Source organism: Bacillus sp. NTK071 (genome assembly GCF_017303315.1).
Classification (GTDB): Bacteria; Bacillota; Bacilli; order Bacillales; family Guptibacillaceae; genus Guptibacillus.
In genome coordinates, this window is sequence record NZ_JAFKOI010000024.1 from 1 (window position 1) to 26,956 (window position 26,956).

The 26,956-nt window shown below is 40.5% G+C and carries 22 protein-coding genes, 10 tRNA genes and 1 rRNA gene; 31 read left to right on the top strand and 2 right to left on the bottom strand.

The features are described 5' to 3' along the window. The 12 genes from rrf to rocF all read left to right on the top strand — a co-directional run. Nucleotides 1-107 (top strand): 5S ribosomal RNA (rrf, locus tag JI666_RS19780); the annotation flags it as partial. Nucleotides 108-117: 10 nt separating this feature from the next. Further along, nucleotides 118-192, top strand: a tRNA-Asn gene (locus JI666_RS19785). Nucleotides 193-196: 4 nt separating this feature from the next. Beyond that, a tRNA-Thr gene (locus JI666_RS19790) sits at nt 197-272 on the top strand. 6 nt (nt 273-278) lie between these two features. After that, a tRNA-Glu gene (locus tag JI666_RS19795) sits at nt 279-353 on the top strand. A gap of 22 nt (nt 354-375) precedes the next feature. Then, nucleotides 376-451 (top strand) — tRNA-Val (locus JI666_RS19800). A 221-nt stretch (nt 452-672) separates the two neighbouring features. Then, a tRNA-Thr gene (locus JI666_RS19805) sits at nt 673-748 on the top strand. Nucleotides 749-758: 10 nt separating this feature from the next. Further along, nucleotides 759-843: transfer RNA gene (locus tag JI666_RS19810), tRNA-Tyr, on the top strand. 4 nt (nt 844-847) lie between these two features. Next, nucleotides 848-923, top strand: a tRNA-Lys gene (locus tag JI666_RS19815). Nucleotides 924-926: 3 nt separating this feature from the next. Continuing rightward, nucleotides 927-1,001: transfer RNA gene (locus JI666_RS19820), tRNA-Gly, on the top strand. 14 nt (nt 1,002-1,015) lie between these two features. Further along, a tRNA-Gly gene (locus tag JI666_RS19825) sits at nt 1,016-1,089 on the top strand. A gap of 3 nt (nt 1,090-1,092) precedes the next feature. Continuing rightward, nucleotides 1,093-1,168 (top strand) — tRNA-Ala (locus tag JI666_RS19830). A 284-nt stretch (nt 1,169-1,452) separates the two neighbouring features. After that, entirely contained in the window at nt 1,453-2,355 is a 903-nt protein-coding gene (rocF, locus tag JI666_RS19835) for an arginase (protein ID WP_206894780.1), read from the top strand. Between the two features lie 25 nt (nt 2,356-2,380). On the opposite strand, the gene JI666_RS19840 is transcribed toward rocF, so the two are convergent. Continuing rightward, nucleotides 2,381-2,590, bottom strand: a complete 210-nt coding sequence (locus JI666_RS19840; protein WP_206894782.1) for an aspartyl-phosphate phosphatase Spo0E family protein — start codon at nt 2,588-2,590, stop codon at nt 2,381-2,383. A gap of 219 nt (nt 2,591-2,809) precedes the next feature. On the opposite strand from JI666_RS19840, the gene sigW reads away from it, so the two are divergent. From sigW to JI666_RS19885, 9 genes are all read left to right on the top strand, one after another. Further along, nucleotides 2,810-3,373, top strand: a complete 564-nt coding sequence (sigW, locus tag JI666_RS19845; RefSeq protein WP_206894783.1) for an RNA polymerase sigma factor SigW — start codon at nt 2,810-2,812, stop codon at nt 3,371-3,373. A gap of 14 nt (nt 3,374-3,387) precedes the next feature. Next, a complete protein-coding gene (locus JI666_RS19850; protein ID WP_206894786.1) occupies nt 3,388-4,005 on the top strand; it encodes an anti-sigma factor family protein in 618 nt (205 codons plus the stop codon). 220 nt (nt 4,006-4,225) lie between these two features. After that, nucleotides 4,226-5,044 carry a diadenylate cyclase CdaA gene (gene cdaA / locus JI666_RS19855; RefSeq protein WP_286170982.1) on the top strand — a complete coding sequence of 273 codons (819 nt, stop codon included), beginning with the start codon at nt 4,226-4,228 and terminating at the stop codon, nt 5,042-5,044. Then, nucleotides 5,044-6,282, top strand: a complete 1,239-nt coding sequence (locus tag JI666_RS19860) for a CdaR family protein (protein ID WP_206894788.1) — start codon at nt 5,044-5,046, stop codon at nt 6,280-6,282. The genes cdaA and JI666_RS19860 overlap by 1 nt, the downstream gene beginning before the upstream one ends. Nucleotides 6,283-6,319: 37 nt before the next feature. Beyond that, a complete protein-coding gene (gene glmM, locus JI666_RS19865) occupies nt 6,320-7,663 on the top strand; it encodes a phosphoglucosamine mutase (RefSeq protein ID WP_206894789.1) in 1,344 nt (447 codons plus the stop codon). 504 nt (nt 7,664-8,167) lie between these two features. Further along, entirely contained in the window at nt 8,168-9,973 is a 1,806-nt protein-coding gene (gene glmS, locus JI666_RS19870) for a glutamine--fructose-6-phosphate transaminase (isomerizing) (RefSeq protein ID WP_206894790.1), read from the top strand. A gap of 127 nt (nt 9,974-10,100) precedes the next feature. Continuing rightward, on the top strand, nt 10,101-10,730 hold the full coding sequence (locus tag JI666_RS19875; protein ID WP_206894791.1) for a spore coat protein: 630 nt from the start codon (nt 10,101-10,103) through the stop codon (nt 10,728-10,730). Between the two features lie 117 nt (nt 10,731-10,847). Next, nucleotides 10,848-11,477 carry a LysE family transporter gene (locus JI666_RS19880; protein WP_206894792.1) on the top strand — a complete coding sequence of 210 codons (630 nt, stop codon included), beginning with the start codon at nt 10,848-10,850 and terminating at the stop codon, nt 11,475-11,477. A 63-nt stretch (nt 11,478-11,540) separates the two neighbouring features. Then, nucleotides 11,541-12,299, top strand: coding sequence for a YqcI/YcgG family protein (locus JI666_RS19885; RefSeq protein ID WP_206894793.1), 759 nt, complete (start codon nt 11,541-11,543; stop codon nt 12,297-12,299). Here JI666_RS19885 and JI666_RS19890 read toward each other — a convergent pair. Continuing rightward, nucleotides 12,296-13,603, bottom strand: coding sequence for an amino acid permease (locus JI666_RS19890; protein ID WP_206894794.1), 1,308 nt, complete (start codon nt 13,601-13,603; stop codon nt 12,296-12,298). The genes JI666_RS19885 and JI666_RS19890 overlap by 4 nt on opposite strands. 128 nt (nt 13,604-13,731) lie before the next feature. Between JI666_RS19890 and JI666_RS19895 the strand changes: the two genes are divergently transcribed. The 10 genes from JI666_RS19895 (at nt 13,732) to JI666_RS19940 (ending at nt 26,680) form a co-directional block, all read left to right on the top strand. Continuing rightward, on the top strand, nt 13,732-14,676 hold the full coding sequence (locus JI666_RS19895) for an arginine deiminase family protein (RefSeq protein WP_206894796.1): 945 nt from the start codon (nt 13,732-13,734) through the stop codon (nt 14,674-14,676). Nucleotides 14,677-14,834: 158 nt separating this feature from the next. Then, nucleotides 14,835-15,155: a metal-sensing transcriptional repressor gene (locus JI666_RS19900; protein WP_286170980.1), complete on the top strand. Its 321-nt coding sequence runs from the start codon at nt 14,835-14,837 to the stop codon at nt 15,153-15,155. A gap of 13 nt (nt 15,156-15,168) precedes the next feature. Continuing rightward, entirely contained in the window at nt 15,169-17,574 is a 2,406-nt protein-coding gene (locus JI666_RS19905; RefSeq protein ID WP_206894798.1) for a heavy metal translocating P-type ATPase, read from the top strand. Between the two features lie 24 nt (nt 17,575-17,598). Continuing rightward, complete coding sequence (gene copZ / locus JI666_RS19910) at nt 17,599-17,805, top strand: copper chaperone CopZ (protein WP_206894801.1); 207 nt, start codon at nt 17,599-17,601, stop codon at nt 17,803-17,805. 145 nt (nt 17,806-17,950) lie between these two features. Next, nucleotides 17,951-18,670: a ZIP family metal transporter gene (locus tag JI666_RS19915; protein ID WP_136948737.1), complete on the top strand. Its 720-nt coding sequence runs from the start codon at nt 17,951-17,953 to the stop codon at nt 18,668-18,670. 103 nt (nt 18,671-18,773) lie between these two features. Then, the gene (locus JI666_RS19920) at nt 18,774-20,894 is read left to right on the top strand and encodes a heavy metal translocating P-type ATPase (protein ID WP_136948736.1); all 2,121 of its coding nucleotides are present in this window, start codon (nt 18,774-18,776) and stop codon (nt 20,892-20,894) included. A gap of 285 nt (nt 20,895-21,179) precedes the next feature. After that, nucleotides 21,180-22,946 (top strand): PTS mannitol transporter subunit IIBC, encoded by a 1,767-nt coding sequence (locus JI666_RS19925; RefSeq protein WP_136948735.1) that lies wholly within the window; start codon nt 21,180-21,182, stop codon nt 22,944-22,946. A 27-nt stretch (nt 22,947-22,973) separates the two neighbouring features. Beyond that, entirely contained in the window at nt 22,974-25,103 is a 2,130-nt protein-coding gene (locus tag JI666_RS21965) for a BglG family transcription antiterminator (RefSeq protein WP_206894802.1), read from the top strand. After that, the gene (locus JI666_RS19935) at nt 25,096-25,533 is read left to right on the top strand and encodes a PTS mannitol transporter subunit IIA (protein WP_206894803.1); all 438 of its coding nucleotides are present in this window, start codon (nt 25,096-25,098) and stop codon (nt 25,531-25,533) included. Before JI666_RS21965 ends, JI666_RS19935 begins: the two co-directional genes overlap by 8 nt. 1 nt (nt 25,534) lies before the next feature. Continuing rightward, nucleotides 25,535-26,680, top strand: a complete 1,146-nt coding sequence (locus JI666_RS19940) for a mannitol-1-phosphate 5-dehydrogenase (protein WP_136948732.1) — start codon at nt 25,535-25,537, stop codon at nt 26,678-26,680. The last annotated feature ends 276 nt before the right edge of the window (nt 26,681-26,956 follow it).

Here is a 26,956-nt window from a genome sequence, read left to right on the forward strand (position 1 = left end):
ATGGCGAAGAGGTCACACCCGTTCCCATGCCGAACACGGAAGTTAAGCTCTTCAGCGCCGATGGTAGTTGGGGGATCTCCCCCTGCAAGAGTAGGACGTTGCCAGGCTGACCAATATTCCACAGTAGCTCAGTGGTAGAGCAATCGGCTGTTAACCGATCGGTCGTAGGTTCGAATCCTACCTGTGGAGCCATAATGCTTCCATAGCTCAGCAGGTAGAGCACTTCCATGGTAAGGAAGGGGTCATCGGTTCGAATCCGTTTGGAAGCTCCAGGACATGGCCCGTTGGTCAAGTGGTTAAGACACCGCCCTTTCACGGCGGTATCACGGGTTCGAATCCCGTACGGGTCACCAATTTCATTTAGTTTTACTCTGTGGAGGATTAGCTCAGCTGGGAGAGCATCTGCCTTACAAGCAGAGGGTCGGCGGTTCGAGCCCGTCATCCTCCACCATTCATAATTTAATCAAAAGTGATTCATTTTCAGGAGTACTCACTAGAGTGCACTGTTTTTTGTTTGTTAGTTTGAATAATTAGTTAGCCGGCCTAGCTCAATTGGTAGAGCAAGGAGCAATGGCTTCACTGAAATAACTGCGACTTGTCTCGACGCAGCATACTTCAAAGCGTTACTGGAAGAGGAAGAGACAACGACATGATTTTGCTTCAAAATACTTCGCCGGCCTAGCTCAATTGGTAGAGCAACTGACTTGTAATCAGTAGGTTGGGGGTTCAAGTCCTCTGGCCGGCACCATTTTTCCAGTGGAGGGGTAGCGAAGTGGCTAAACGCGGCGGACTGTAAATCCGCTCCCTCAGGGTTCGGCGGTTCGAATCCGTCCCCCTCCACCAGTAAGAGCCATTAGCTCAGTTGGTAGAGCATCTGACTTTTAATCAGAGGGTCGAAGGTTCGAGTCCTTCATGGCTCACCATATGCGGAAGTAGTTCAGTGGTAGAACATCACCTTGCCAAGGTGGGGGTCGCGGGTTCGAATCCCGTCTTCCGCTCCATATAATTTAATACTGCGGGTGTAGTTTAGTGGTAAAACCTCAGCCTTCCAAGCTGATGTCGTGGGTTCGATCCCCATCACCCGCTCCATATGGGGCCTTAGCTCAGCTGGGAGAGCGCCTGCCTTGCACGCAGGAGGTCAGCGGTTCGATCCCGCTAGGCTCCACCATTTTCCTTAAACCATGTTTAGGGTTTTTTTTATGTCCAAAAACCAGTTGGCAAGCAATGATTCTTTCATGGCTAATGCGAATGTTGATTTTACCATTAATTCTCTTAATTCTATTATTTGTAGCTTTATCGAAATCTGTCTAATTTTTTCTCTTTATATTTATCCGTAAATCCTTTCAATTTGCGTAATTGTATGAATATTTATTCGGATTTTATGTCAGGTTGAGTCATTTGTTGGGATATGGGTAAAATAGAGCTAGACTAAGATACGAGGAGGACTACATAATGAATAATCAGTTATCAATTATAGGAGTGCCAATGGATCTTGGCCAAATGAGGCGTGGAGTAGATATGGGACCTAGCGCAATCCGTTATGCGGGAATAGTTGAACGATTAACGAACTTAAGCTACGATATTGAAGATCTTGGTGATATTGAAATTGGTCGACCTGAGAAGCGTCCTGAAGAACAAGATCATCAGTTAAAGAATTTAAAAGAAGTGGCAGATGCTAGTGAGAAGCTATCAAACGTAGTAAATGAGGTAGTAAAGCGTAAGCGTTTTCCACTAGTTTTTGGCGGAGACCACAGTATCGCAATCGGCACACTTGCTGGTGTAGCTAGTAATTATGATAACCTGGGTGTTATTTGGTACGATGCTCACGGTGATTTGAACGACTCCGCTACATCGCCATCTGGAAATATTCATGGTATGCCACTTGCTGTAAGTCTCGGTATAGGTGATGAGTCGTTAACTGGAATCTCAGGTTATACTCCGAAGATTAAACCAGAAAACATTGTTATTATTGGTGCTCGCTCTCTTGATGAAGGTGAACGAGAATTGATTAAGGAAAAAGGAATTAAAGTTTATACAATGCATGAGATTGACCGCATGGGTATGACTAAGGTAATGGAAGAAGCGATTGAATATGTGTCAAAAGGAACCGATGGCGTACACTTAAGCCTCGATCTTGATGGACTTGATCCACATGATGCACCAGGTGTTGGTACTCCTGTCCTTGGGGGGATTAGTTACCGCGAAAGTCATCTTGCTATGGAGATGCTAGCTGAATCAGATATTCTTACTTCTGCTGAATTTGTAGAGGTTAATCCAATTTTAGATGAGAAAAACAAAACAGCTACTGTTGCAGTAGCATTAATGGGTTCTCTATTTGGAGAAAAATTAAAATAAAATAAAAAAACTGCGGCCTTCTTTGTTAGAGAGCCGCAGTTTTTTTATTTCGACATTGATCATATTCGTTTAGAAGGAAATCTAGATAAGTGCTAATCTCTATAATTTCAGAGGAACTTAGTGGTTGGTTTCTGGCTAATAAATTCATTTTTTGGCGTGACGCTTCGATTTCCTCAAGTAAATGATCCTTCTCTTGACCTATATGAAAACTTATTCGTCGATTCAACCTTTCCATAAGCCGAACCACCCTTTCGATAATTTATACCCATATTACCCACAATAACTAATAACTAAACCATTTTTTATTAGAAATATATGTATTTCCATTAATAAGAGTGAAACAAACATGCTAGAATAGGGAAAGATGAACAGATTTTTTTAAAAAAGTGAAACTTTGTTTTTCCTGGTACGTAAGTATAGTAGCCGCAGGAATCAGCGGGGGTTGAGAGAAGATATGGATGCCATTGTAAAAAGAATCATATTGCAAGTGAGAAAAGGAGATCATAATGCCTTTGGGGAGTTGGTCGAGCTCTACAAAGATAGAGTTTTTGCACTATCCTATCGAATGCTCGGTAACAGGCAAGAAGCAGAAGATGTAGCGCAGGAGGCATTTATTCGTGCATTCACGAATATTGATCGCTATCAAATTGATCGTAAATTTTCTACCTGGTTGTATCGTATTGCTACGAATTTATCTATTGACCGAATGCGTAAGAAAAAGCCAGATTATTACCTTGATGCTGAAGTTTCAGGTACCGATGGATTAACGATGTACTCTCAAGTATCAACAGACGAACAATTACCAGAAGATGAAGTAGTTTCTCTAGAAGCACAGGATGGTATACATCGAGCAATTTTAAGTCTTCCGGCTAAGTATCGAAGCGCAATTACGCTGAAATACATTCAAGAGCTATCCCTTAAGGAAATTAGTGAAATATTAGATTTGCCAATCGGGACAGTCAAAACCCGAATACATCGAGGGAGAGAAGCACTTAGAAAGAAGCTTCAAGAGCAATGAAAGGGGGAGAAGCTATGAAATGCCCTGCAGAAATAATTGGAATTATGCATGATGTACTTGATGAAGACGCAACGAAGGAGCAGAAACGTCTGCTATTTGATCACTTACAAACATGCAGTGACTGCAAGCAACATTATGAAGAATTGAAAAAGACGGAATCGTTTCTCCTCAGCTCGCCTTCTATGAAGGCACCCGATGGTTTTACATCCAAGGTAATGCAGCAACTTCCACAGGAGAAGCGAACGGTTTGGATAAAGCGATGGATGAAATCACATCCACTTGTTACAGCAGCAATCCTATTCCTTGCTTTAATGACAGGCTCAGTTTACTCATCATGGACGAGTGAAGATCAACTATCTGCACTTTCTGGTAACTTGAGATTTGATCAGGAAACCAACACAGTCATTGTGCCTGAAGGAGAAGTGATTGAAGGGGATCTAACTGTTAAAAATCGCAACCTTGAAATAGAAGGCGAAGTTAAAGGTGATGTTCTTGTTATTAACGGGGAGCAATACATGGCTTCAGCCGGGCAAGTAACTGGCGAAATTGAAGAGGTTGATCATATCCTGGACTGGACTTGGTATGAATTAAAAAAACTTGTTCACGATTTAGGTGATTTCTTCACAAAGTAAGATCGTAAATAAACCGTCCGATTGGACGGTTTATTTTATTTGGAATGAAGCGTAGGTCTCTTAATAGATACTCAGAATGAAAATAAGTTATCCACCAATGGCACGTGCATTTTTTGAACATGGAATAATTATGATATAATTAAAAAGTTACAGATGTATTTTAGCGATGCATATAAATGAACCTCAGGCTAAATACAATATGTTTGGAGGAAGAGCCGTGCTGCCTGTTGGAAATGTTAATGTACTTGATTACATAACAGAGATAATAGATATTCTACTTGTGACCTATGTTATTTATAAAATCATTATGCTTATTCGCGGTACGAAAGCGGTTCAGCTTTTGAAAGGGATAACCGTTATTATTGCAGCATGGTTTTTAAGTAGTTTCTTTGAATTAAATACTCTGCACTGGATATTAGAACGGGTTGTTCTCTATGGACTTCTTGCTATCATCATTATTTTCCAGCCAGAGTTACGTAGGGCACTTGAACAGCTAGGACGTGGCAGGTTATTTGCACGCACAGCAGTTGAAGAAGAAGAGACAAACAAAATGGTGGAAGCCATTATTAAATCGTCATCCTATATGGGAAAACGCCGGATTGGTGCGTTGATATCGATTGAGCGCGAAACAGGTTTAAATGACTACGTAGAGACCGGCATTCCCATGAATGCCAAGCTGACATCAGAGCTACTAATTAATGTATTTATCCCAAATACGCCACTTCATGATGGGGCTGTTATTTTGAAGAAGGATGAAATACTTGCAGCTGCTTGTTACTTACCACTTTCAGAAAGTCCCTTTATCTCTAAAGAACTTGGGACGAGACACCGGGCTGCACTCGGAATAAGTGAAGTAACAGATAGCTTAACACTAGTCGTATCTGAAGAAACAGGAAGCATATCGCTGACAAAAAATGGAGAGCTTCATCGAAACTTATCTGAGGAAGTCTTACGTGATCTGCTAAATGCTGAACTGAACCCTGCTGTTTCAAAAACTGAAACTTCCAACCGTTTTAGTAATTGGAGGGGGAAAAAGTAATGGACAAATTGTTAACAAGCAATTGGTTTGTCAAGATCATCTCTTTTCTTCTCGCTCTAATGCTCTATACAATAGTGGCAATGCCAGACGCTTCAACCTCAGGGACCAACGGATTGTTTGAACCTGAAACTGACAGTGAGCCAATAACAGATATGGAGCTTCAAGTGCTTTATGATGAAGACAATGTGGTGGTATCTGATTTACCAGAAACCGTCGATGTCGTCGTTAAAGGGCGCACGGATGGTGTCATGCTTTCAAAGCTTAAAAATAAAGAAATATATGTAGATTTACGTAATTTAACGCCCGGACAGCATCTTGTCACGGTCAAGCATAGGGATTTTCCCGAAAATGTTGATGTGACAATTGATCCTGCTAGGGTTTCAGTCACAATTGAAGAGAAGAAATCAAACAACTACCAAGCTGGAATTAATCTGCTAAAAGCAGAAGAACTTCCTGAAGGCTACTCAACGGAAGAGCCAATTGTAACACCAAAAACTGTTACAGTAACTGGAGCAAAATCAAAACTTGATCAAGTTGCCTTTGTTCGTGGGTATGTTGATGTAAGCGGTGCTAAGGAAGAAGTCAATCAGCGTATTACACTTAATGTGTATGATGGGAATATGGATGAAATACAGGGATTAACCATCGATCCTGCTGTAGTTGATGTGAAAGTACCAATTAAGGCACCATTTAAAAAGGTACCTATTAAGCTTGATCAAAAAGGCGAACTTCCTGACGGTATAAGTATCTCTTCTATTGTGCTTGAACCTACTGAAGTATCTGTATTCGGTCCAGAAGAAAAGCTTGACGAACTTGAGTATCTTGATGGTATTCCACTTGACCTTTCAAAGATATCCAAAGATACAACAATTGAGCTTGATATTCCTGTTCCTAAAGGTATGAAGAAAGTAGACCCGGAAACGGTGAAGGCAAACATCACGGTTGGGAACGAGGATGAGAAAGCATTTGATGATGTTCCGATTAAAGTCACTGGTGTATCAGATGGTTTGAAAGCAAGCGTATCGAACCCTAAAACAGGGGTAACAGATATGAAGCTGTATGGTGTATCAAGTGTGTTGAATAACATCCAAAGCGGTGATTTTCAGGCATATATTGATGCAAGTGGCCTCTCTGAAGGTGAGCATGAGCTAGGTCTACAATGGAACGGACCATCTTATGTGCGATGGTCTGGTTCAACGAAAAAAGTCACTCTTACAATAGAAAACAGTACATCATAGTAGCAGGAACTGCGCGATAATAAAGGAGAGTATAACGATGGGTAAATATTTTGGTACCGATGGTGTAAGAGGTATAGCAAATACTGAACTAACCCCTGAACTTGCATTCAAACTAGGTCGACTTGGTGGCTATGTTTTAACAAAGGAAACAGAAAAACCAAAAATTTTAATTGGGCGCGATACTCGTATTTCAGGATATATGCTAGAAGGAGCACTAGTAGCTGGTCTATTGTCAATTGGAGCAGAAGTCATGCGTCTTGGTGTTATTTCCACGCCTGGTGTTGCTTATCTAACGAAAGCTCTTAGTGCACAGGCTGGCGTAATGATTTCGGCATCACATAACCCAGTTGGAGATAATGGGATTAAATTCTTTGGTCCAGATGGCTTTAAGCTTTTGGATGCACAAGAAGAAGAAATTGAAGCGTTAATTGATAGCGATGAAGATCAGGTTCCACGTCCAACAGGTTCGGACCTAGGTATCGTAAGTGATTATTTCGAAGGCTGTCAGAAATACCTACAATATTTGAAACAGACAGTAGATGAAGATTTTACTGGTCTTCATATTGCTCTTGACTGCGCTCATGGTGCGACATCTTCACTTGCAGCTCATTTGTTTGCAGATCTTGAAGCAGACATTTCAACAATTGGTACGAATCCAACTGGAACGAACATTAACGACGGTGTAGGCTCTACACATCCAGAGACGCTTGCTGAGTTCGTGAAAGAGAAGAATGCAGATGTAGGATTCGCTTTTGATGGCGATGGGGATCGTCTTATAGCTGTGGATGAAAATGGAGAAATCGTTGATGGCGATGAAATTATGTTTATCTGTGCTAAGTTTATGAAAGACCAGAAACGCTTACGCCATGATACGGTTGTTTCAACGGTTATGAGTAATCTTGGTTTCCATAAAGGCATGGAGGAAGCTGGGGTAACGTCACTTCAAACAAAAGTTGGTGACCGTTATGTCATGGAAGAAATGCGGAAGGAAGGCTATAACCTTGGCGGTGAGCAGTCTGGACATATTATTTTCCTTGACCATATTACAACTGGTGATGGCATGCTTTCAGCTCTTCAACTTGCTAACATTATGAAAGTGACAAATAAATCGTTATCTGAACTTGCTGGTGAAATGAAGAAGTATCCTCAATCACTTGTAAATGTTAAAGTAACGGATAAAACAAAAGTGGATTCAAATGATAAGATTCAGGAAACCATTCAGAAAGTCGAAAGCGATATGAATGGAGAAGGTCGGATACTAGTCCGCCCATCAGGAACTGAACCACTCGTTCGCGTTATGGCTGAAGCCCCTACGAAAGAACTTTGTGATGAGTATGTAGATCGTGTAGTAAAGATGGTTGAACAAGAACTTGGAGCATAATCCACAGAAATTTAAATGAGATACGAATGGTATGCATGTGTGGTACGGAAAGTGCTGCATGTGCATACGTTTTAATATAAGAGAAAAAATAAATGTGCATTCTTCTAAAAGTAAGCTAGCATAGGCTAGAAAAAGTGCATAGATTTTGTATTGTTTTATATAAGAAGTACAAAAAAGAATTGACCATCTTTTTACAAATGATGTAATATAGAATGAGTATGTTTTATTCTTATTCTAGAAGGGAAAGAGAGGGAAGTTGGGTTAGTATTACTAAAGCGCCTGGACTGTTTTCGAACGGAAGAAAGCAGTTGACGAGGAAGAGGTTCATCGAATATCGGCGGATACCTCTCGATTGCTACACCACAATCGAACGGTTTTGTGAAAAACAGAGAGGTGACTTTCTGAACAAAAGCAAAGCCATGGTGACAATGTTATTAATCGGAAAAGAAGGGGCAGGTCTGCCCCGTTGTATACCTGCTCCTTCAATTGAAGGAGGACTTTTACATGTGTGGTATTGTTGGATATATTGGAAATCAAGATGCTAAAGAAATTCTATTACGAGGTCTGGAGAAGCTTGAATACCGTGGGTATGACTCTGCTGGTATTGCGCTTCTGAACGACGGTGGACTACACCTTTTTAAAGAAAAAGGTCGCATTGCCGATCTTAGAAAAAAGGTGGACACAAGTGTGGAAGCTACAGCTGGTATCGGTCATACTCGCTGGGCAACACATGGTGAACCAAGTCAGATTAACGCTCATCCACATCAGAGTGCTACTGAGCGGTTCACGCTTGTTCATAACGGCGTAATTGAGAATTATCAACAAATCAAACGTGACTTCTTATCCGAAGTTGATTTTGTAAGTGCAACTGATACAGAGGTTGTTGTTCAATTAATATCAAATCTTGTAGAAGTACAAAATTTGACGGTGGAAGATGCTTTCCATCAGACATTGAAAGAACTTCATGGCTCTTATGCACTTGCACTCATAGATAATAAAAACCCTGAAACACTCTACGTTGCGAAGAATAAAAGCCCGCTTCTTGTAGGAATCGGAGACGACTTTAACGTAGTGGCAAGTGACTCGATGGCAATGCTTCAAGTAACAAACAAATTCATCGAATTGATGGATGAGGAAGTTGTTATCGTGAAGCGTGATTCTGTTACGATTAAAGATATGGACGGCAAAGTAAAGGAGCGGGAGCCATTTACCGCAGAGATCGATGCAAGTGACATTGAGAAGGGTACGTACCCTCATTACATGCTTAAAGAAATCGATGAGCAGCCGCTTGCCATTCGTAACATTATTACGAAATACAAAGATGAGAATGACAACATTAAGCTTGATGAAGATATTCGCAAAGCAATGAAAGACACCGATCGCATCTACATCATTGCATGTGGAACAAGCTATAATGCAGGACTTGTTGGAAAACAGCTGATTGAGAATATTGCAGAGGTTCCTGTTGAAGTACACATTGCAAGTGAATTTCTCTATAACATGCCGCTTGTTTCAAAGAATCCACTCTTTATCTTTATTTCACAAAGTGGAGAAACAGCAGATAGCCGTGGCGTACTTGTTAACGTAAAGAAAAAAGGCTTCAAGTCACTTACAATTACAAACGTTCCGGGATCTACTCTTTCTCGTGAAGCTGACTACACACTGCATACACATGCAGGACCTGAAATTGCGGTTGCTTCAACAAAAGCCTATACTGCACAAATGGCTGTTTTGACACTGCTTGCGGTTGATACTGCACAGGCTAAAGGAATGAAGCTTGATTTCGATCCAATTCAGGAACTTGGGATCGTCGCTACGGCGATGGAGTCAATGATTGATCAGAAGGAAATGATTGAAGGTGTTGCTCGTAACTTCCTTTCAGTTACACGTAATGCATTTTTCATCGGTCGTGGCGTAGATTATTATGTTTGCCTTGAAGGAGCTCTTAAGCTTAAAGAAATTTCTTACATCCAGGCTGAAGGCTTCGCTGGTGGTGAACTGAAGCATGGTACAATTGCGCTCATTGAGAAGGGCACACCTGTTATCGCGCTTGCTACTCAAAAGCACGTAAACGGAAGCATCCGTTCAAACGTACAAGAAGTTGTTGCTCGTGGTGCATCGCCGTGCATTATCTCTCTCGCTGGACTTGAAGAAGAAGGCGACACCATCGTGCTTGATGAAGTTCATGAGCACTTAACACCACTTGCATCTGTTGTGCCTCTTCAACTGCTTGCATATTATGCAGCGCTGCACAGAGAATGCGATGTTGATAAGCCAAGAAACCTAGCTAAATCAGTAACTGTGGAATAGAGTTATCATATTGAAAAACGGACAGTTCGATACGAACTGTCTGTTTTTTTGTGCATGATATACATTCGAATAGAAGGGATTGGAGATAGTAGGAACTGAATGTATTTTTACCTGAGGAGGAATCAAGATGCAGCGACCAAATCAAGTAAATCAAGTAGGTCAGCCTAATACCCAGTTGCCAGATGTTCTACAAAGTCGTAACCATGGAGGGCATGAACTGTTTGATGCTCATGAGATCATCGATGGTATGATCAGTATACTCGACCACTATCAACTGTATGAGCAGCATGTGAAGGATGATGAATTGAGGGAGATTTTGCAGAGGCAATATTCATTTGTGACAACGATGTACGATACGGTTGTGCATAGTTTTCAAACTGGTCAGGATCCGATGATACCAACACAGCAATATAGAATGAAGCAAACTAATCATGTTGTGTATGGAATGAAGCCTAGTGAACCTAGGAGCCCAAATCAGTCTGTGAACGAGCTTTCTGATCAGGGAGTATCTTCTTATATGTTAGGACAGACCAAATCACTAGCTTCTCTATTGACTATGACAGCTCTTGAGATGACCAATCCTGTTCTACGTCGTGTGGTGGCAGATAGTGTACCGAATTTCATTGAACAAAGTTATGAGATCTTTCTTTATCAGAACAAGCATGGCTATTACCAGGTTCCTCAATTAAGTGAGCAAGATATGGGTGTCATGCTTCAAAGCTATATTCCTGTGCAGCAACAGGAACCTCTTCAATAAAGCAACCAAGCTGGACGTTTACCAACGTTCAGCTTTTTTAGTTGAAGTTAAAGGTTATTAATACTTCGATGCATGTCCGAATATATTGTTACGAATGAAGCAGAAAGGTGGAAGGATATGAGCCTCTTTTTTAGTTACATATTATTGGGATTGTCCTTGTCAGCACCGATGGGGCCAATTAATGCCGCACAGCTAGACAGAGGAATTCGATTTGGCTTTATAAATGCCTGGTTGGTCGGTTTTGGAGCTATGGTAGCTGATGGGATTTTTATGCTGATGATTTACTTTGGCATTTCCCATGTTGTCGACACGGCATTTATGAGAAGTTTTCTTTGGTTGTTTGGTTGTTTTGTGCTAACGTATACCGGCATTGAAAGTATTAAAAATGCTGGATCGGTGGTAGAAGAAGGGAAGAGTGAACGGAAAGAGACAAATCGAAAATCGTTTCGGACGGGCTTCTTTATGGCCATCTCAAATCCACTTAATATTCTTTTTTGGCTTGGCATTTATGGTTCAATTCTAGCGAAAACGACGAGTGATTACGGTACCTCTCAGCTATTTGTCTATAGTTTGGGGATTTTTATTGGAATTACCGTGTGGGATATCACGATGGCTGGCGTTGCAACGGGTGCTAGGAAATGGATGAATGCAAGGGTATTGAGAGGTGTTTCAATCTTGTCTGGTATTATCTTAATTGGGTTTGGTGTGTATTTTGGTAGTGAGGCAATTCGTTTGTTAATCGGGTAGACAGACACCTATTGTTGTCCCTCCTAATAGGATAACGCGTGTAGCTTTAAGGAGGGACCATGCATGGATTTATTTACGAAAAATTGGTTTGAACAAAATGAAGAATCACTTGATGAATGGCAAAAGTCTGCGTATAAAGACTTTGTAAACATGATGGGGGATGGGGAGAATCCTTATCCTTGTATACCTGGATTGCAGGGATTCTTGAGCAATACTTTACGCTTTGGATTCGCTGGTAGTCCAAAAGACGAAGGCTCATATAAGCAGTTAGCCGATTTGCTCAAACAATATGGTAAAGTATCACGTAATACAGGAAAGTATGCCTCTCTTGTAGTCTTTTTCGATTCTAGGGAGTTGGTCCAAGAAGAAGCAACAATAGAGGAGTATCAGGATCAGTTCTGGACGATATTAAATCAAGTTCACAAATTAGATGAAGAAGAGTGGCCTGAGCATATACCGAAAGAACCACATCATCATGAATGGGAATTCTGTTTTGATGGGGAACCTTATTTTGCGTTTTGTGCGACCCCTGCTCACGTAATTCGTAAAAGCCGACACTTTCCCTGTTTTCTTATTGCTTTTCAACCAAGGTGGGTTTTCGATGAGATAAATGCGTCTACAACGTTTGGACAGAAGCTGAAGCGTGCTATCCGTAAGCGTCTCAATGCTTACGACGGTGTTGACACGCATCCAGCACTCAAGTGGTACGGACAACAAGATAATTATGAATGGGAGCAATACTTTTTACATGATGACGACTCGTCCCTTTCGAAGTGTCCTTTTACAGCTATGATGAATAAATTTAAGAAAATCCAATCCTAAGCCGGGTTTCTCTTAAGCTTAATATAAGTGGCACAAGCAATAAGGATGATCAAGCCAATACTCGCAAAAAAACCAGGTCTACTAACGTCGTCAAAAAGAGTTCCACTGACAGCGCATAAAATTAGAATGAATGCTGTCATGATTTTAATGTGATCTAGCGAAGTACTCGCCATCAGTTTACGATAAGATAAAAGGATGAAGATCCAGTTGTATAGAAGCATGAGTCCAGCCGCTGTTGTTGTGTATTCAAATATTTTTTCAGGAAGCAATAGTGCAATACCGATTGATAATATAACAACGAATGAAGTCATGATAAAAGCAGGGAGGGGAACCTTTCTGCTTTTTTTGGCGAAGATATGTGGCGCATCTCCTTCTTCTGCTAGCGTTACTAACATCGTTGTAACCGCATAAAGGGAGGCAACCATCGTGGAAAATCCAGCAATAATTAAAATAGAGTTGAACACATGTGGAATCCATGGAATGTCATATTGAGTTAAAGCAGTTAAAAAAGGACTTTCATTTGGATCAATTTTAGAAGCCTGCACAAGCTTTAGAACAAGCAGGAACGATAAAAGGTAAAGAACAGTTAGTATTAACAACATGATTTTCCCTGACTTCGGCGCGTCCTTCGGATCTTTTAATTCTTGTGCCATAAGCCCCATTACTTCGACGCCCCCAAAAGCATAGAACGCATAAAGAAGAGCAACCCAAAGTCCAATACCACCATTGGGAAATAAGGTTACAGAAGTGGTTGTGGAAGTTGAAGCTTTGGATGGATCAATCCATCCAAATAATGCAGCTCCCGCTATGATGATGAACATGATGATAGCAGCAACTTTCATCATTCCAAACAGATTTTCCATTCGCTCAACCATCTTAACGCCTATTAAAATAATCAAAAGTCCAAGGGCGGCAAAAAAGGCAGCTGAGATCCATATTGGGAGCTTTGGAAACCAGAACTGTACAAATATGGCGAGCGCCGTTAACTGACTTCCCATTATGAGCATCTCAGAGGACCAGTAAACCCAGCCATTGCTAAAACCTGCCCACGGTCCGAAGGCTTGTTTAGCGTATGTACGAAAAGATCCTTTTTCAGGATGATGAGCTGTTAAATTAGCTAGAGCTTCATATACAAGCCATGTGCCAATCGCTGCAGCTAAATAGGCAACAAGCACTGCGAAACCAGCTTTTTGGATGGCGATACTAGAACCAAGAAAATAGCCAGTCCCGATAACGCATCCAACACCTATGAAGGACATTTGCCACCAGGATAATTTATTGTCTTTAGCAGGTTTACAAGCCATAGCCATCTCTCCTTTTGGTTTAGTTTGGGAAGATTGGCCATTGTTTATGTGCTTTACTTGTTAGTAGAATCTTTTTATCACGCAAAGGAAACAGTAAGGAGAGACTGATCAAAAAGGAGTTTGAACTGATGAATATCCATCCGAGCTGTTGGAATGAATGCGATGAATTAAAGACAGTTGTGGTTTGTTCCCCGTCTATTTTAGACGTTCCTGATCAACAAACGGCAACAGACGTACAGTGGGAAAAAGCTGTTAAGCAAAATAAGGCGCGTCGAAATCACGAAGAGATGGTTAGAGCAATGGAGGAAGCGGGGGTTACGGTAATTGATTACTCCGTTCATTTATCTCAGGAGGATTTGAAGTTGAATGAGCAGTTACTTAATCGGGTGTTTGTTCGTGACCTTGCATGCGTGTTTGGGCAGACTATTCTACCTGGTTCTGCTGGCACATCGATGAGACGGCCAGAATATTTTCAATCCCATCGATTATTTCAACAGTGGTTTAATGAAGATACCTTTCTTATCCGGGCTAATAATAACCTGAAGGCGTTAGAATACGGTGATGTCATGATATTAAATAAAAACGCTGTTTTTATTAATACAGGCATTCGGACAAGTATTGAAAGTATTGAAGCGCTACAGTGTGACCTATTTGAAGCAGGTTTCTCTGAGATTGGTATTATTGATTTGCCTCGACGTCCTGATACCATGCACCTTGATATGAATTGTAATGTCGTAGGGGGGGACTTGGTTCTTGCAAAAAGCTATATGAGCTATCTTCCTGTTCAAGTGCGAACTGAAAAAACATTTCATTATCAAATGGCGGGTGACTTTTTGAAGCGACACGGTTTTGAAGTTGAGTGGACATCTAAAATTAAGCATACTGTTGCAGATATTAATTTCCTGAATCTTGATCCAGAGACCCTTCTGATTAGTACGAAAGCAAACAAAAGTATTTTTAAGGAGCATCCGAAATTAAAGCATAAAAAGCTGATTGAAGTGGATGTAGATGAATTAGAAAACGGAGGTGGAGGGATTCGCTGCATGACCCTACCACTTGAACGAATTAATTAAATAGGTTTTTACTATTGTTTTCTTCAATAAAGAACAGTCCTATTACTACCTAAGGGTGGGTATAAGGACTGTTTTTGTTTTTAGAAGGGCATGTATGTTGACTTATATACCTTACGGGGGTATATTGAAAGTGACTCAATGAGAAGGAGATGATTGGTATGGAAGATGAAATGAACATGTCATTACAACCAGATAAGCGTCCCTCTGAGCCAAGAACAGAAGAAGAGAAACAACAACTTCAAAACCGATTAAAACGAATTGAAGGTCAAATACGAGGTATTCAAAAGATGATTGGCGATGACCGGTATTGTGTCGATATTTTGATTCAACTATCTGCTATTCAAGCGGCCTTAAAAAAGGTTGGTTATACACTACTAGAAAGACATACAAAAACATGCGTTTCAAGTTCAATTAAAGATGGTGACGGAGACCATCATATTGAGGAGCTCATGAAAGTCATTCAACAATTCTCTAAATAAGAAGGTGAGATCTTTGGAGTCAAAGAAACAACTATCTCTTGATGTTACTGGTATGACATGTGCTTCTTGTTCATCCAGAATTGAGAAAGTTTTAAATAAGATGGATGGGGTAGATGCTAACGTCAACCTGGCAATGGAAAAGGCGAGCGTTACGTATGATGAAGAGAAGGTTAAAACAGAAGACATTGTGAACAAAATTGAAAAGCTGGGGTATGGTGTTCGCAAAGAGAGAGTAGAGCTTGATATCCATGGTATGACTTGTGCCGCTTGTTCAACGAGGATTGAAAAAGGCTTAAACCGGACCAAGGGTGTTGACTCTGCATTTATTAATTTGACAACTGAGTCTGGCGTAGTGGAATACAAGTCTGGTGCAATTACGGTTGACGAGATTTTATTAAAGGTTAAGAAACTAGGATATGAGGCAGTAGTTAAGAAGGATCGAGAGGAGCAAAAGTCTCACAAGGAGGAAGAAATTAAGAAGAAAAAGCTGCGTTTAGTCATGTCAGCACTTCTTTCATTGCCATTGCTATACACAATGCTTGCGCATCTTCCTTTCGAGACAGCTCTTCCGGTACCCGAATTATTGATGATGCCATGGTTTCAGTTTCTCTTAGCTACACCAGTTCAATTTTATATTGGAGCTTCATTTTACTCGGGCGCCTATCGAGCATTGGCGAATAAAAGTGCGAATATGGATGTGTTAGTCGCACTTGGTACATCAGCGGCGTATTTTTATAGTGTTATTGAAGGAATTAGGAGTTACCTTACACCTTCTTATAACCCGTCCTTATATTTTGAAACAAGTGCTATTCTCATTACTCTCATTCTAGTAGGGAAATTGTTTGAGGACCTTGCAAAAGGCAGAACAACGCAGGCGATTACAAAGCTTCTGAGTTTACAGGCTAAAGAAGCAAGTGTCATTAGGGACGGTAACGAAGTAAAAGTTCCGATCGATAAGGTTCAAGTCGGGGATGTCATTGTTGTACGTCCCGGCGAGAAAATTCCCGTTGATGGTATTGTTGAAAAAGGTGATTCGTCGGTAGATGAGTCGATGATTACAGGAGAATCAATTCCGATTGAAAAGAGCGCGGGTGCAAGGGTTATTGGTTCTACGTTGAATGAGAATGGTACATTAACAATGAAGGCGGAGAAGGTTGGGAAAGATACAGCGCTTGCTGGAATCATTAAAATCGTTGAAGAGGCGCAAGGATCTAAAGCCCCCATTCAAAGATTGGCAGATGTGATTTCAGGGATTTTTGTACCGATAGTTGTTGGCATAGCGGTAGTAACTTTTCTAGTCTGGTATTTCATTGTTGATCCTTATTCTCTTCCTCAAGCATTAGAGGCAGCGATTGCCGTCTTAGTGATTGCCTGCCCATGTGCACTTGGTCTTGCCACGCCTACGTCGATTATGGTTGGTACAGGTAAAGGCGCTGAACAAGGTATTCTTTTTAAGGGCGGGGAATTCTTAGAAAGTACTCATCAGATCGATGCAATTCTTCTTGATAAAACGGGTACGATTACAAAAGGCAAGCCTGAAGTTACGGATTTTAACGTATTTCATCTTAATGAGAAACATGTATTAGAAAAATTGATTGCTGCAGAAAAAGCTTCTGAACATCCTCTTGCACGTTCCATTGTTCAATATGGAGTAGAGCGAGAAGTAGAGGTGAAAGAAGCTGAACAATTCGAAGCAATACCAGGGCACGGTATTGTAGCAAATGTTGAAGGTAAGCAGGTTTTCGTTGGTACAAGAAAACTATTGGAGCGGGAGCAGATTGCCTTTTTACCTTATGAAGCTCAAATGGCTGAATATGAAGTTGATGGTAAGACTGCTATGTTCATTGCTTTTGATGGCGAAGTACAAGGAATCATTGCTGTAGCAGATACCGTTAAAGAAACATCCAAAAATGCGATTCGTGAATTGAATTCGCTTGGAATTGACGTATACATGATTACAGGTGATAACAAAAGAACGGCTGAAGCAATTGGAAGCCAGGTCGAGCTGAGTGGTGTGTTTGCGGAAGTTCTTCCAGAGGAAAAGGCAAATAAAGTGAAGGAATTGCAGGAACAAGGAAAGCGGGTCGCCATGGTAGGCGATGGCATTAATGATGCACCTGCGCTGGCTACAGCTGATATTGGAATGGCAATTGGCACTGGAACAGATGTTGCGATTGAAACAGCGGATGTTACGCTTGTTGGAGGAGATCTTGATCACATTCCAAAAGCGATTCTATTAAGCCGGAAAACGATGCGTAATATTCGGCAAAACTTATTCTGGGCCCTGTTCTATAATTCAATCGGTATTCCGATTGCAGCAATCGGTCTACTAGCACCGTGGGTGGCTGGTGCAGCCATGGCGTTTAGCTCTGTTTCTGTTGTGACTAATTCACTACGACTAAAGCGGATGAACCTATAATAACCTTTCGAAAGGAGAATAATGATGGAACAAACAACTTTAAAAATTGAAGGTATGACTTGTAATCACTGTAAATCTGCAGTGATAACGGCATTGCAAGAGCTTGAAGGTGTATCAGATGTTGAAGTGAATCTTGAAGAAGGTACTGCACATGTTTCCTACGACGCTTCAAGCGTATCAGTATCGACTATGAATGAAGCTGTAGAAGAACAGGGTTACGATATCAAATAAAAGGTAAGCGAGAGATAGGGTGACTCCTGTCTCTCGTTTTTTTGACTCATAACATCGCACTTTTGGTAATATAATGCGCTGATGGGACGAGGGGGGTCAAACACGTGTCTGACCCCCCTCACCAAAAAAGGGGTGGAAATACCATATGCTAATTTCTATCTTAATTAAGCTTTTCCTCATTGGTTTTGGTGGGTTACTACTAGGTGCCATGGTAGGAAAGTGCGCTTATACATATTATCAACATCGTTTAGAAGCACTCTATTTGTTTTGTGGTGGCTTGCTAATCGGTCTTATTGGATTTGAACTAGTGCCGGAAAGTATTCAATTATTTAATTTCTGGTCACTTCTCATTGGCTTTTCCCTTTCTTTAATCCTATTCATTTGCATGGAGAATGCCCTCCATGCAACGTTTAGTCATAAAAGCTATCTTTCACTTATAGCATTCATTTTCGCTATACTCTCTCACAATGTTCCTGTAGGTATTGCACTTGGTTTGAGCGGAAGTAATGAAGCGTTTGGGATGGCACTATTACTAGCTCTTTTTATTCATCATTTACCAGAGGGAATCGCGCTTTATATTCTAACTAGAATTAGTGCAATAAACGGAATCGTTGTTGTGATAGCTGCTTGCATTGTTTCACTAGTACTATCGTTATCGGCGGGAATTGGTATGTATTCTGTTCCATCAAGGGATTGGAATGGTATCTTCATGGGGGTTGCAATTGGCTCGCTATGTTACGTTGCTTTTCATGAAATGATCGGTAAAGTAAGAGGTAGAGTATTAAAAAGAGAGTTGTTTTTCTTTGTTGCTCTGGGAATACTTATACTGAATCTTTATCTTCAGCTTTCTCATAAATTCCTTTGACATTGTATATGAGGTTCAGTAAAATTGAACTTAAGTAATATGAACACATGCTCATGTATTGAATATAATGAACGAAACCTTTTAAGAAAGGGGGCTTACATCAATGGAAGAATATCGTCTCAAGGGGTTGTCATGCCCAAACTGCGCTGCGGGAATGGAACAACAAATTAATAAATTAGATTATGGTGAGACTGCTCGCATCCAATATAACTCTGGAAAGCTGAAACTAGATGAGAGAGTGAACCTTGATCAGGTAGAAAAAATTCTTGCATCAGATCATGCCTCGCTTATTAAGGAAGAAGACGAGCCTGGTCACGCTCATGATCATAATCATGATCATTCGAAAATAAAATTATACCTTGGCATTTCTACGGGTATTTTCATCCTAGCACTTCTGTTGGACGGGATGAGTACAGTTCCGGCCGTTCCGTTCTATCTTGCTGCTATTATTTTGAGCGGGTATCAAACGTTTATTAAAGGACTTAGAAACTTAACGAAACTTACATTCAATATAGAAACATTAATGACCATCGCATTAATCGGTGCTGTATCGATTGGTGAGTGGAAGGAAGGAACGCTTGTTGCGATCTTATTTGGCCTGAATGAATACCTTGAAGGTCTTGGGATGGAGAAAGCGAGAAAGTCGATGGAGTCCCTTCTTAAAATTGCCCCTAAAGAAGCCCTTTTACTTCAAAATGGAACGGAAAAAATCGTATCCATCAACGAATTAAAGGTCGATGATCTTGTTCTTGTGAAATCAGGTGCAAAAATTCCATCAGATGGAGTAGTTGAATCTGGGAATAGTTCTGTGAATGAATCAGCTATAACTGGTGAAGCCATGCCTGTAGAAAAAGGGACAGGTGAATCCGTTTTTGGAGGCAGTATTAATAACGAAGGGATTCTACGTGTTCGAATTACAAAAGCGTATGAAGATTCTTCGCTTTCGAAAATATTGCATCTCGTAGAAGAAGCACAAGAAACGAAAACGCCAACCGAACTATTCATTAATCGATTTTCACGATACTACACGCCTGTTATTATGCTAATCTCAGCACTCGTTATGCTTGTGCCACCAGTATTCTTAGATGGCGCGTGGGAAAATTGGTTTTATCAGGGGCTTGCAGTTCTGATTGTAGGATGTCCATGTGCGTTAATTCTTTCTTCACCGATTGCAAACATTTCGGGTATCACACGAAATGCAAGGAACGGAATTCTAGTTAAAGGATCCGTTTATCTTGAGCAACTTGGTAAAATCGATACGCTTGCATTTGATAAGACAGGTACGCTAACAAAGGGTAAACCATACGTCGAGAAGTATGAAATGTTTGATCGCGAAAAGTTTCTAGCTATTTCAGCGGCTGTTGAGAGGCATTCATCTCATCCACTGGCAAAAGCAATCATGGATAAAGTAAATGACTTTTCGTTCCCTGAAAAAGAAGCGAGTGGTGTAGAAACTGTTTCGGGTCAGGGAGTGATAGCTGAAATCGATGGTGAAAAGTACTGGGTTGGTAATGAAAAAAGTGTTGCACATGTATCCATACCATCTAACATCCAAACAATCATTGAAGCAATGAAACAGGACGGATTAACGCTTGTGATTGTAGCAGATGCCAAGAACATACTAGGGGTATTCGGTATCTCAGATGAAGTTAGAGAAGAGAGTGCCTCTGTTATAAATGATCTCCATGCTTCGGGAATTAAACATACAGTTATGCTAACAGGAGATCATGAACAAACCGCTGAGAAAGTTGCTGGACGTGTTGGCGTACGTTCATACTTCGCAGGTCTTTTGCCTGAAGAAAAGGTTGAAAAAGTGAAGCAACTTACACGAGAAGGTAAAGTCGCTATGATTGGTGACGGAATTAATGATGCACCAGCACTTGCTTCGGCTGACCTCGGAATAGCGATGGGAAAGGGTACAGATAGTGCGATTGAAACGGCAGACATTGTACTCATGCAGGATCATCTTGGAAAGTTACCTGAAGCCATAACGATCGCGAAGCGCGTGAACCGAACGATACGCTTGAATATTGTTCTTGCGCTTGGCTTAAAACTCATCGCTCTTCTCCTTACAATCCCTGGATTATTAACATTATGGATCGCCATACTCTCAGACATGGGAGCTACGATACTTGTTACGGTAATCAGTCTCACAATCCTATGGGATAAAAAGAAAGAAACAAATCCAAAAGTTAAAACACAAACTGAACCACAGCATTCGTAACAAAACCTCTGGGTGAGCCCAGAGGTTTTTCTTTTGCTTTGGCACTCTTCAGTATTGGTTAAGCCCTTCTTCTTTAATCATGTCAACAAGTCAACTGACGAATTTGTATTTGGATTTTATTGTATTAGCCTCCTAGCGCTATTATGATTGTTATTAATAAGAGAGAATTAACACGTATCAGCAATCAGGATTTTAGGAAAGCGTCAACGATATAAGAAAATGTCAACAAGTCTTCTGACAAAATGAAAACGCTTTTTATGATACGTAAGAAGGGGAGGATATACAATGAGTGAACAGAATTCAACAGAAAAATCTGGATTAAAAGTAAAAGTTCAGCGGTTCGGAAGTTACTTAAGCAGTATGATCATGCCGAATATTGGTGCGTTTATTGCTTGGGGTATCATTACTGCACTATTTATACCAACTGGATGGACGCCAAATGAAAACCTAGCTGAGTTGGTAGGTCCAATGATTACCTATTTACTTCCGCTATTAATCGGCTATACCGGGGGTAAAATTATTCATGGTGGTCGAGGAGGAGTAGTTGGTGCTACAGCTACAATGGGTGTCATCGTTGGAGCAGATATTCCAATGTTCCTCGGAGCAATGGTCATGGGTCCTCTTGGTGGTTACGCAATTAAGAAATTTGATCAAGCCATTCATGGAAAAATTAAGTCTGGTTTTGAAATGCTCGTTAATAACTTTTCAGCTGGAATTATCGGCGGTCTCTTAACAATACTAGCATCAATAGGAATTGGACCTGTCGTACTTGGTCTGAATAAAGCACTTGCAGCAGGAGTACAGGTTATTGTTGATGCAGGCCTTCTACCTCTTGCAAGTATTCTAATTGAACCAGCTAAAGTTCTATTCTTAAATAATGCGATTAACCATGGGATTTTAAGCCCGCTTGGTATTGAGCAGGCAGCTAATACTGGCAAATCAATTCTTTTCTTACTAGAATCAAATCCTGGACCAGGTCTTGGTATTCTTCTTGCCTACTGGTTTGTTGGAAGAGGTACAGCGAAACAGACGGCACCCGGTGCAGCCATCATTCATTTCTTTGGTGGTATTCATGAGATTTACTTCCCGTACATCTTGATGAAACCAGCTCTTCTACTTGCTGTTATTCTTGGTGGAATGAGCGGTGTGTTTACATTAACTATTTTCGGTGCTGGCCTTATTGCACCACCTTCGCCAGGTAGTATCTTTGCTCTAATGATCATGACACCGCGTGGAGGTTATCTTGGAGTTCTAGCGGGCGTTGTGGTAGCCACAGTTGTTTCTTTCCTTGTCGCATCGTTTATCTTAAAACGATCAAAAGATAGTGGAGAGGACATTTCAGAAGCGACTGAAAAAATGGAAGCAATGAAGGGTAAGAAAAGTAGCGTTTCGTCTAACCTTAGAACAAATTCGGAAGAACCGAAAGAAGCAGAAGCACCTTCTTATAGCAATATCGCCAAAGTAGTCTTTGCATGTGATGCTGGGATGGGATCAAGTGCAATGGGAGCTTCCGTCCTTCGTAATAAGTTTAAAAAAGCAGGATTAACGGACATTGAAGTTATAAATACGTCAATTAGCAACCTTCCAGAGGATGCAGATCTTGTTATTACACACCAGGATCTAACTGATCGAGCGAAAGTCAAACTTCCTAAAACGAATCATATTTCGGTTAAAAACTTCATGAACAGTCCGAAGTACGATGAACTTGTTGCTGAATTATCTTCCGCAGGTAAAGCACCAGTGGAGGTAGAACCAGAACAAGTGGAGAATAAAGAAATTAATAAAGTAGTTTTTGCATGCGATGCTGGAATGGGATCAAGTGCAATGGGGGCATCAGTTCTTCGCAATAAGTTCAAGAAAGCGGGTCTTCAGGATATTGAAGTGACGAACACTGCAATTAGTAACTTACCTGATGACGCTGATTTAATTGTGACTCACCAGGACTTAACAGATCGAGCAAAAGCCAAACGTCCTAATACAGAACACATTTCAGTTGCGAACTTCATGAATAGCCCGAAATACGAAGAGCTTGTTGAAAGACTTAAAAAATAGGTAAAGCCAAAATTCGAGGTGAACCGAGTGTTTATTTCAGCAAGGGAAAGAAGAATTCTACAGTTGCTACTAGATAGTAATGAATTCTTTACTGTAAAAGGAATCGCTGAAGAACTAGAAGTGAGTGAACGAACGGTCCATCGCGATTTAGCCGGTGTAGAGGGTATTCTTACTGAATATGACCTTAAACTTATTAAGAAAGCTGGAGTTGGTGTACAGATTGATGGTGAAGAGTTGAAGCGTAGTGAGCTCATCACATACATTTTTGACCTTGATATCACTGAGTACACACAACAGGAGCGGGAAACGCTGATTCTATGCAAGCTTTTAGAATCAGCCGAACCCATAAAGTTAGTCGGCCTTGCCAATGATTTAAGAGTAACCGTTGCTACGGTTAGTAATGATTTGAACAAAGTTGAAGAATGGCTTGAAAAAATCCAGCTTTCACTAATACGAAGGCGGGGGTATGGCGTGCAGGTAGAGGGAACTGAAGCTTTGAAAAGACACGCTATGAGTACCTTGCTAGCTACTGAGTTTAACGATTCAGATTTCTTCACGTTAATAAAGCAATCCATTCAGAAGAAATCTCAAGGTACTCTTTTGGAATCTGCGTCTGAGCGCTTACTTGGTCTTGTAGACAGAGATAAACTACTAAAGGTAGAGAAAATAGTAGATGAAGTAAACGATGAGTTACCCTATATGATTGCAGATAGTGCGTATATTGGTTTAATCGTTCACTTAACCCTCGCAGTTGAACGAATCCAAAAGGGTGAAAAGATTGAGATCGATAATGATTATTTAATTACGTTAAAAAGTACGAAGGAATTTAATTTTGGAAGGTTGATTGGTGCAAAACTCGAATCATTCTTCAGAATACACATTCCTGAAGCAGAAATTGGCTATATCACCATGCATTTGCGTGGGGCTAAATTAAGAAACACAAGTGATTATTTTCTTGAAGAAACAAATTACCCGATTGTTGTTAAGGCTAAAGAGTTGATTCGTTACGTAGAAGAACGGATGCATGCTGGGCTAGAATCAAATGACTCTCTTCTGCAAGGACTTGTTACGCATCTTGGTCCAGCAACTCATCGGATAAGACAAAATATGACTATCCATAATCCATTATTGGATAAAATCAAAGAGGACTATTCAGATCTCTTTGATTTGTTAGATGGTGCAATTAAAGAAATTTTTTCAAATGTCCCTATACCAGAGGAAGAGGTTGGTTTTCTTGTTTTGCACTTCGGGTCTGCACTTGAGGGGCGTTACGAGAAAAGAGATGTCTCTATTCTTGCTGTCTGTTCTAGTGGAATCGGAACGTCGAAAATGCTTGCGGCACGTCTTCAACAAGAGCTGCCAGAGATTCATTTGATTAAGAGTGCATCTTTGTTTGATTTCGAAGACGAGGATAAAGAAAACTATGACTTGATTGTCTCAACGATCCCATTGCCTGACTATGAAGGGCAATATATTAAAGTCGATCCTTTCTTAACTGAAGAAGAAACTCACCGTATTCGTTCAGCCATTCAGAGAAATTTCTTAACTAAAAAAAGAAAAGTAATGGCAGAAGAACAAAAAGTAACGTTTTCTAGTGTTACAAAGGATCAATCGATTAGTTGGTTCCGAAAAGCAGAATTATACAGCAAGGCAGCTTCCGCAATCTTGAAGCAATTTCGCATTTTTGAATCTACTAATTTAAATGTTGAAAGCCTACTAGAACAAGAGTGTGAACGGCTGGAGAGGGATGAAGTCCTTTTAGATTCGTCTCATATCGTTACGGCACTTTTAGAGCGAGAAGAAAGAAGTGGCGTTGGGATACCAGGTACTTCACTTGCTCTTTTTCATACAAGAGCAGTTGGAGTAATCAACCCTGTGTTTACAATTGTTCGATTAATGAAACCAATCAATAGGAAGGCGATGGATGGTTCTTCCATAGAAATGGATACAATCCTTCTTCAACTTGCTGCTGAAGAGTCATCAAGTGAAGCCATTGAGATTATGAGCTTCATTAGTACATTGATTATTGAATCTGAACAAACTATAGCGCTTTTTTCTGAGAGCGATCAGGAGACAATTGAATTATATCTCGCTAACAAAATCAAAAATCATGTGGAAAAACAATTAGAAATCAAAGGAGACGATTATAATGGCTAAAGAAATTCTATCAACTGAGAATGTGGTATTAAATGAAAAGGCTAGTTCAAAAGCAGAAGCAATTCGAATGGCTGGTCAAATTCTTGTAGACAATGGGTATGTGGAAGCGAGCTATGTTGATCAAATGCTTGAACGTGAAGAAATCACAACAACGTATATGGGTAATTCAGTAGCTATTCCTCATGGCACAGAAGATGCGAAAAAAGCAGTAAAGAATTCTGGGCTTTCTATCGTTCAGCTTCGTGACGGAGTAGACTTTGGAGATGGAAATATCGCAAAAATTATCATTGGAATTGCCGGAAAGGATAATGAACATTTAGAAATCCTTTCTCAAATTGCCATTGTGTGTTCTGAAGAAGAAAATGTAGAGCAACTTATTCAAGCAGATTCGAAAGAAACGTTAATTTCATTGTTTGATGAGGTGAATTAATATGCTTGCTGTTCATTTTGGAGCTGGAAATATAGGAAGGGGATTCATTGGTAAGCTTCTTTCTCAAGCAGGATATGAAGTATGTTTCGTTGATATCAATGAAACAGTCATTAATGAACTTAATAAGCGTAATCGATATACTGTCGAAATTCTTGGTCAGGAAAGCGACCAAATCACAGTAGAAGGTGTAAGGGGAATCAATAGCCAGAAGAATCCTGAAGCGGTTGTAGATGCTATTTACGAAGCTGATTTGATTACGACTGCGGTTGGTCCAACCGTTCTTCAGCTTATTTCTTCAGTTATTAAAGAGGGTATCGGGAAAAGAATGTCAGCAGGAAAAGACCCAGTTAATGTTATTGCATGTGAAAATATGATTGGCGGAAGCACTTTACTTAAGAATGCAGTAGCAGAGAAAATGGATTCCGTTGAGCGTGAATCCCTTAATCAGTATGCTGGTTTTCCTGATGCTGCCGTAGATCGAATTGTACCTAATCAATCACATGAAGACCCATTAATGGTAGCAGTAGAACCTTTCTACGAATGGGTAGTTGATGAAACTATGATGGCAGGTAAGGTTCCTGATATTGCTGGACTAACGTATGTGAATGATCTTGCGCCATACATCGAGAGAAAGCTATTCACTGTAAACACTGGTCACGCAATAACAGCCTACCTTGGTTATCAAGCAGGAATTAAGACGATAAAGGATGCACTTGAGAGTGAAGCTATTCATTCTGATGTGAAAAAGGCACTAGAAGAAACTGGTGAGTTATTACATCATAAGCACGGTTTTGAGTCTGACAAGCACGATGCTTATATTACAAAGATTCTTAGCCGCTTTCTGAATCCGCATCTTGTAGATGAGGTTACTCGTGTAGGGCGTGCTCCAATTCGTAAACTAGGACCAGATGATCGACTTGTAGGTCCAGCTAGACAACTTGCTGAGTTAAACAAAGAACCAACATATCTCGCAAAAGGAATTGCAGCAGCATTGCTATTCGATCCACAAGATGATGAAGAAGCTGCAACAATCCAAAATAAGATTAAAGAAGATGGAATTACAAATGCCATTACTTCGTTTACAGAAATTCAAGAGGGAGATAAGCTATTCCAAATCATTATGAAACATTTCGAGGAAATGAAGTAGGTTGATCTGCTGAAAGAGAAGCTCAAGCTGGAGCTTCTCTTTTTACTTGGCTCTTTTCTAAAAGATTGTTGCTTTTGAAATAATTATTGAATAAAAACACACACTTCGCTGATTGGAGCGGAAGGATGCTCGACTCCTGCGGGACTAGCGGGACAGGTGAGACCCCAAAGGAGCGTAAGCGACGAGGAGGCTCACCGCATAGCCGTCAAGCTAAGCTAATTGTTTTTGATACTCCGCCTTTAAACGTTATCCTTCCTAGAAGAATATTCTAAGGAA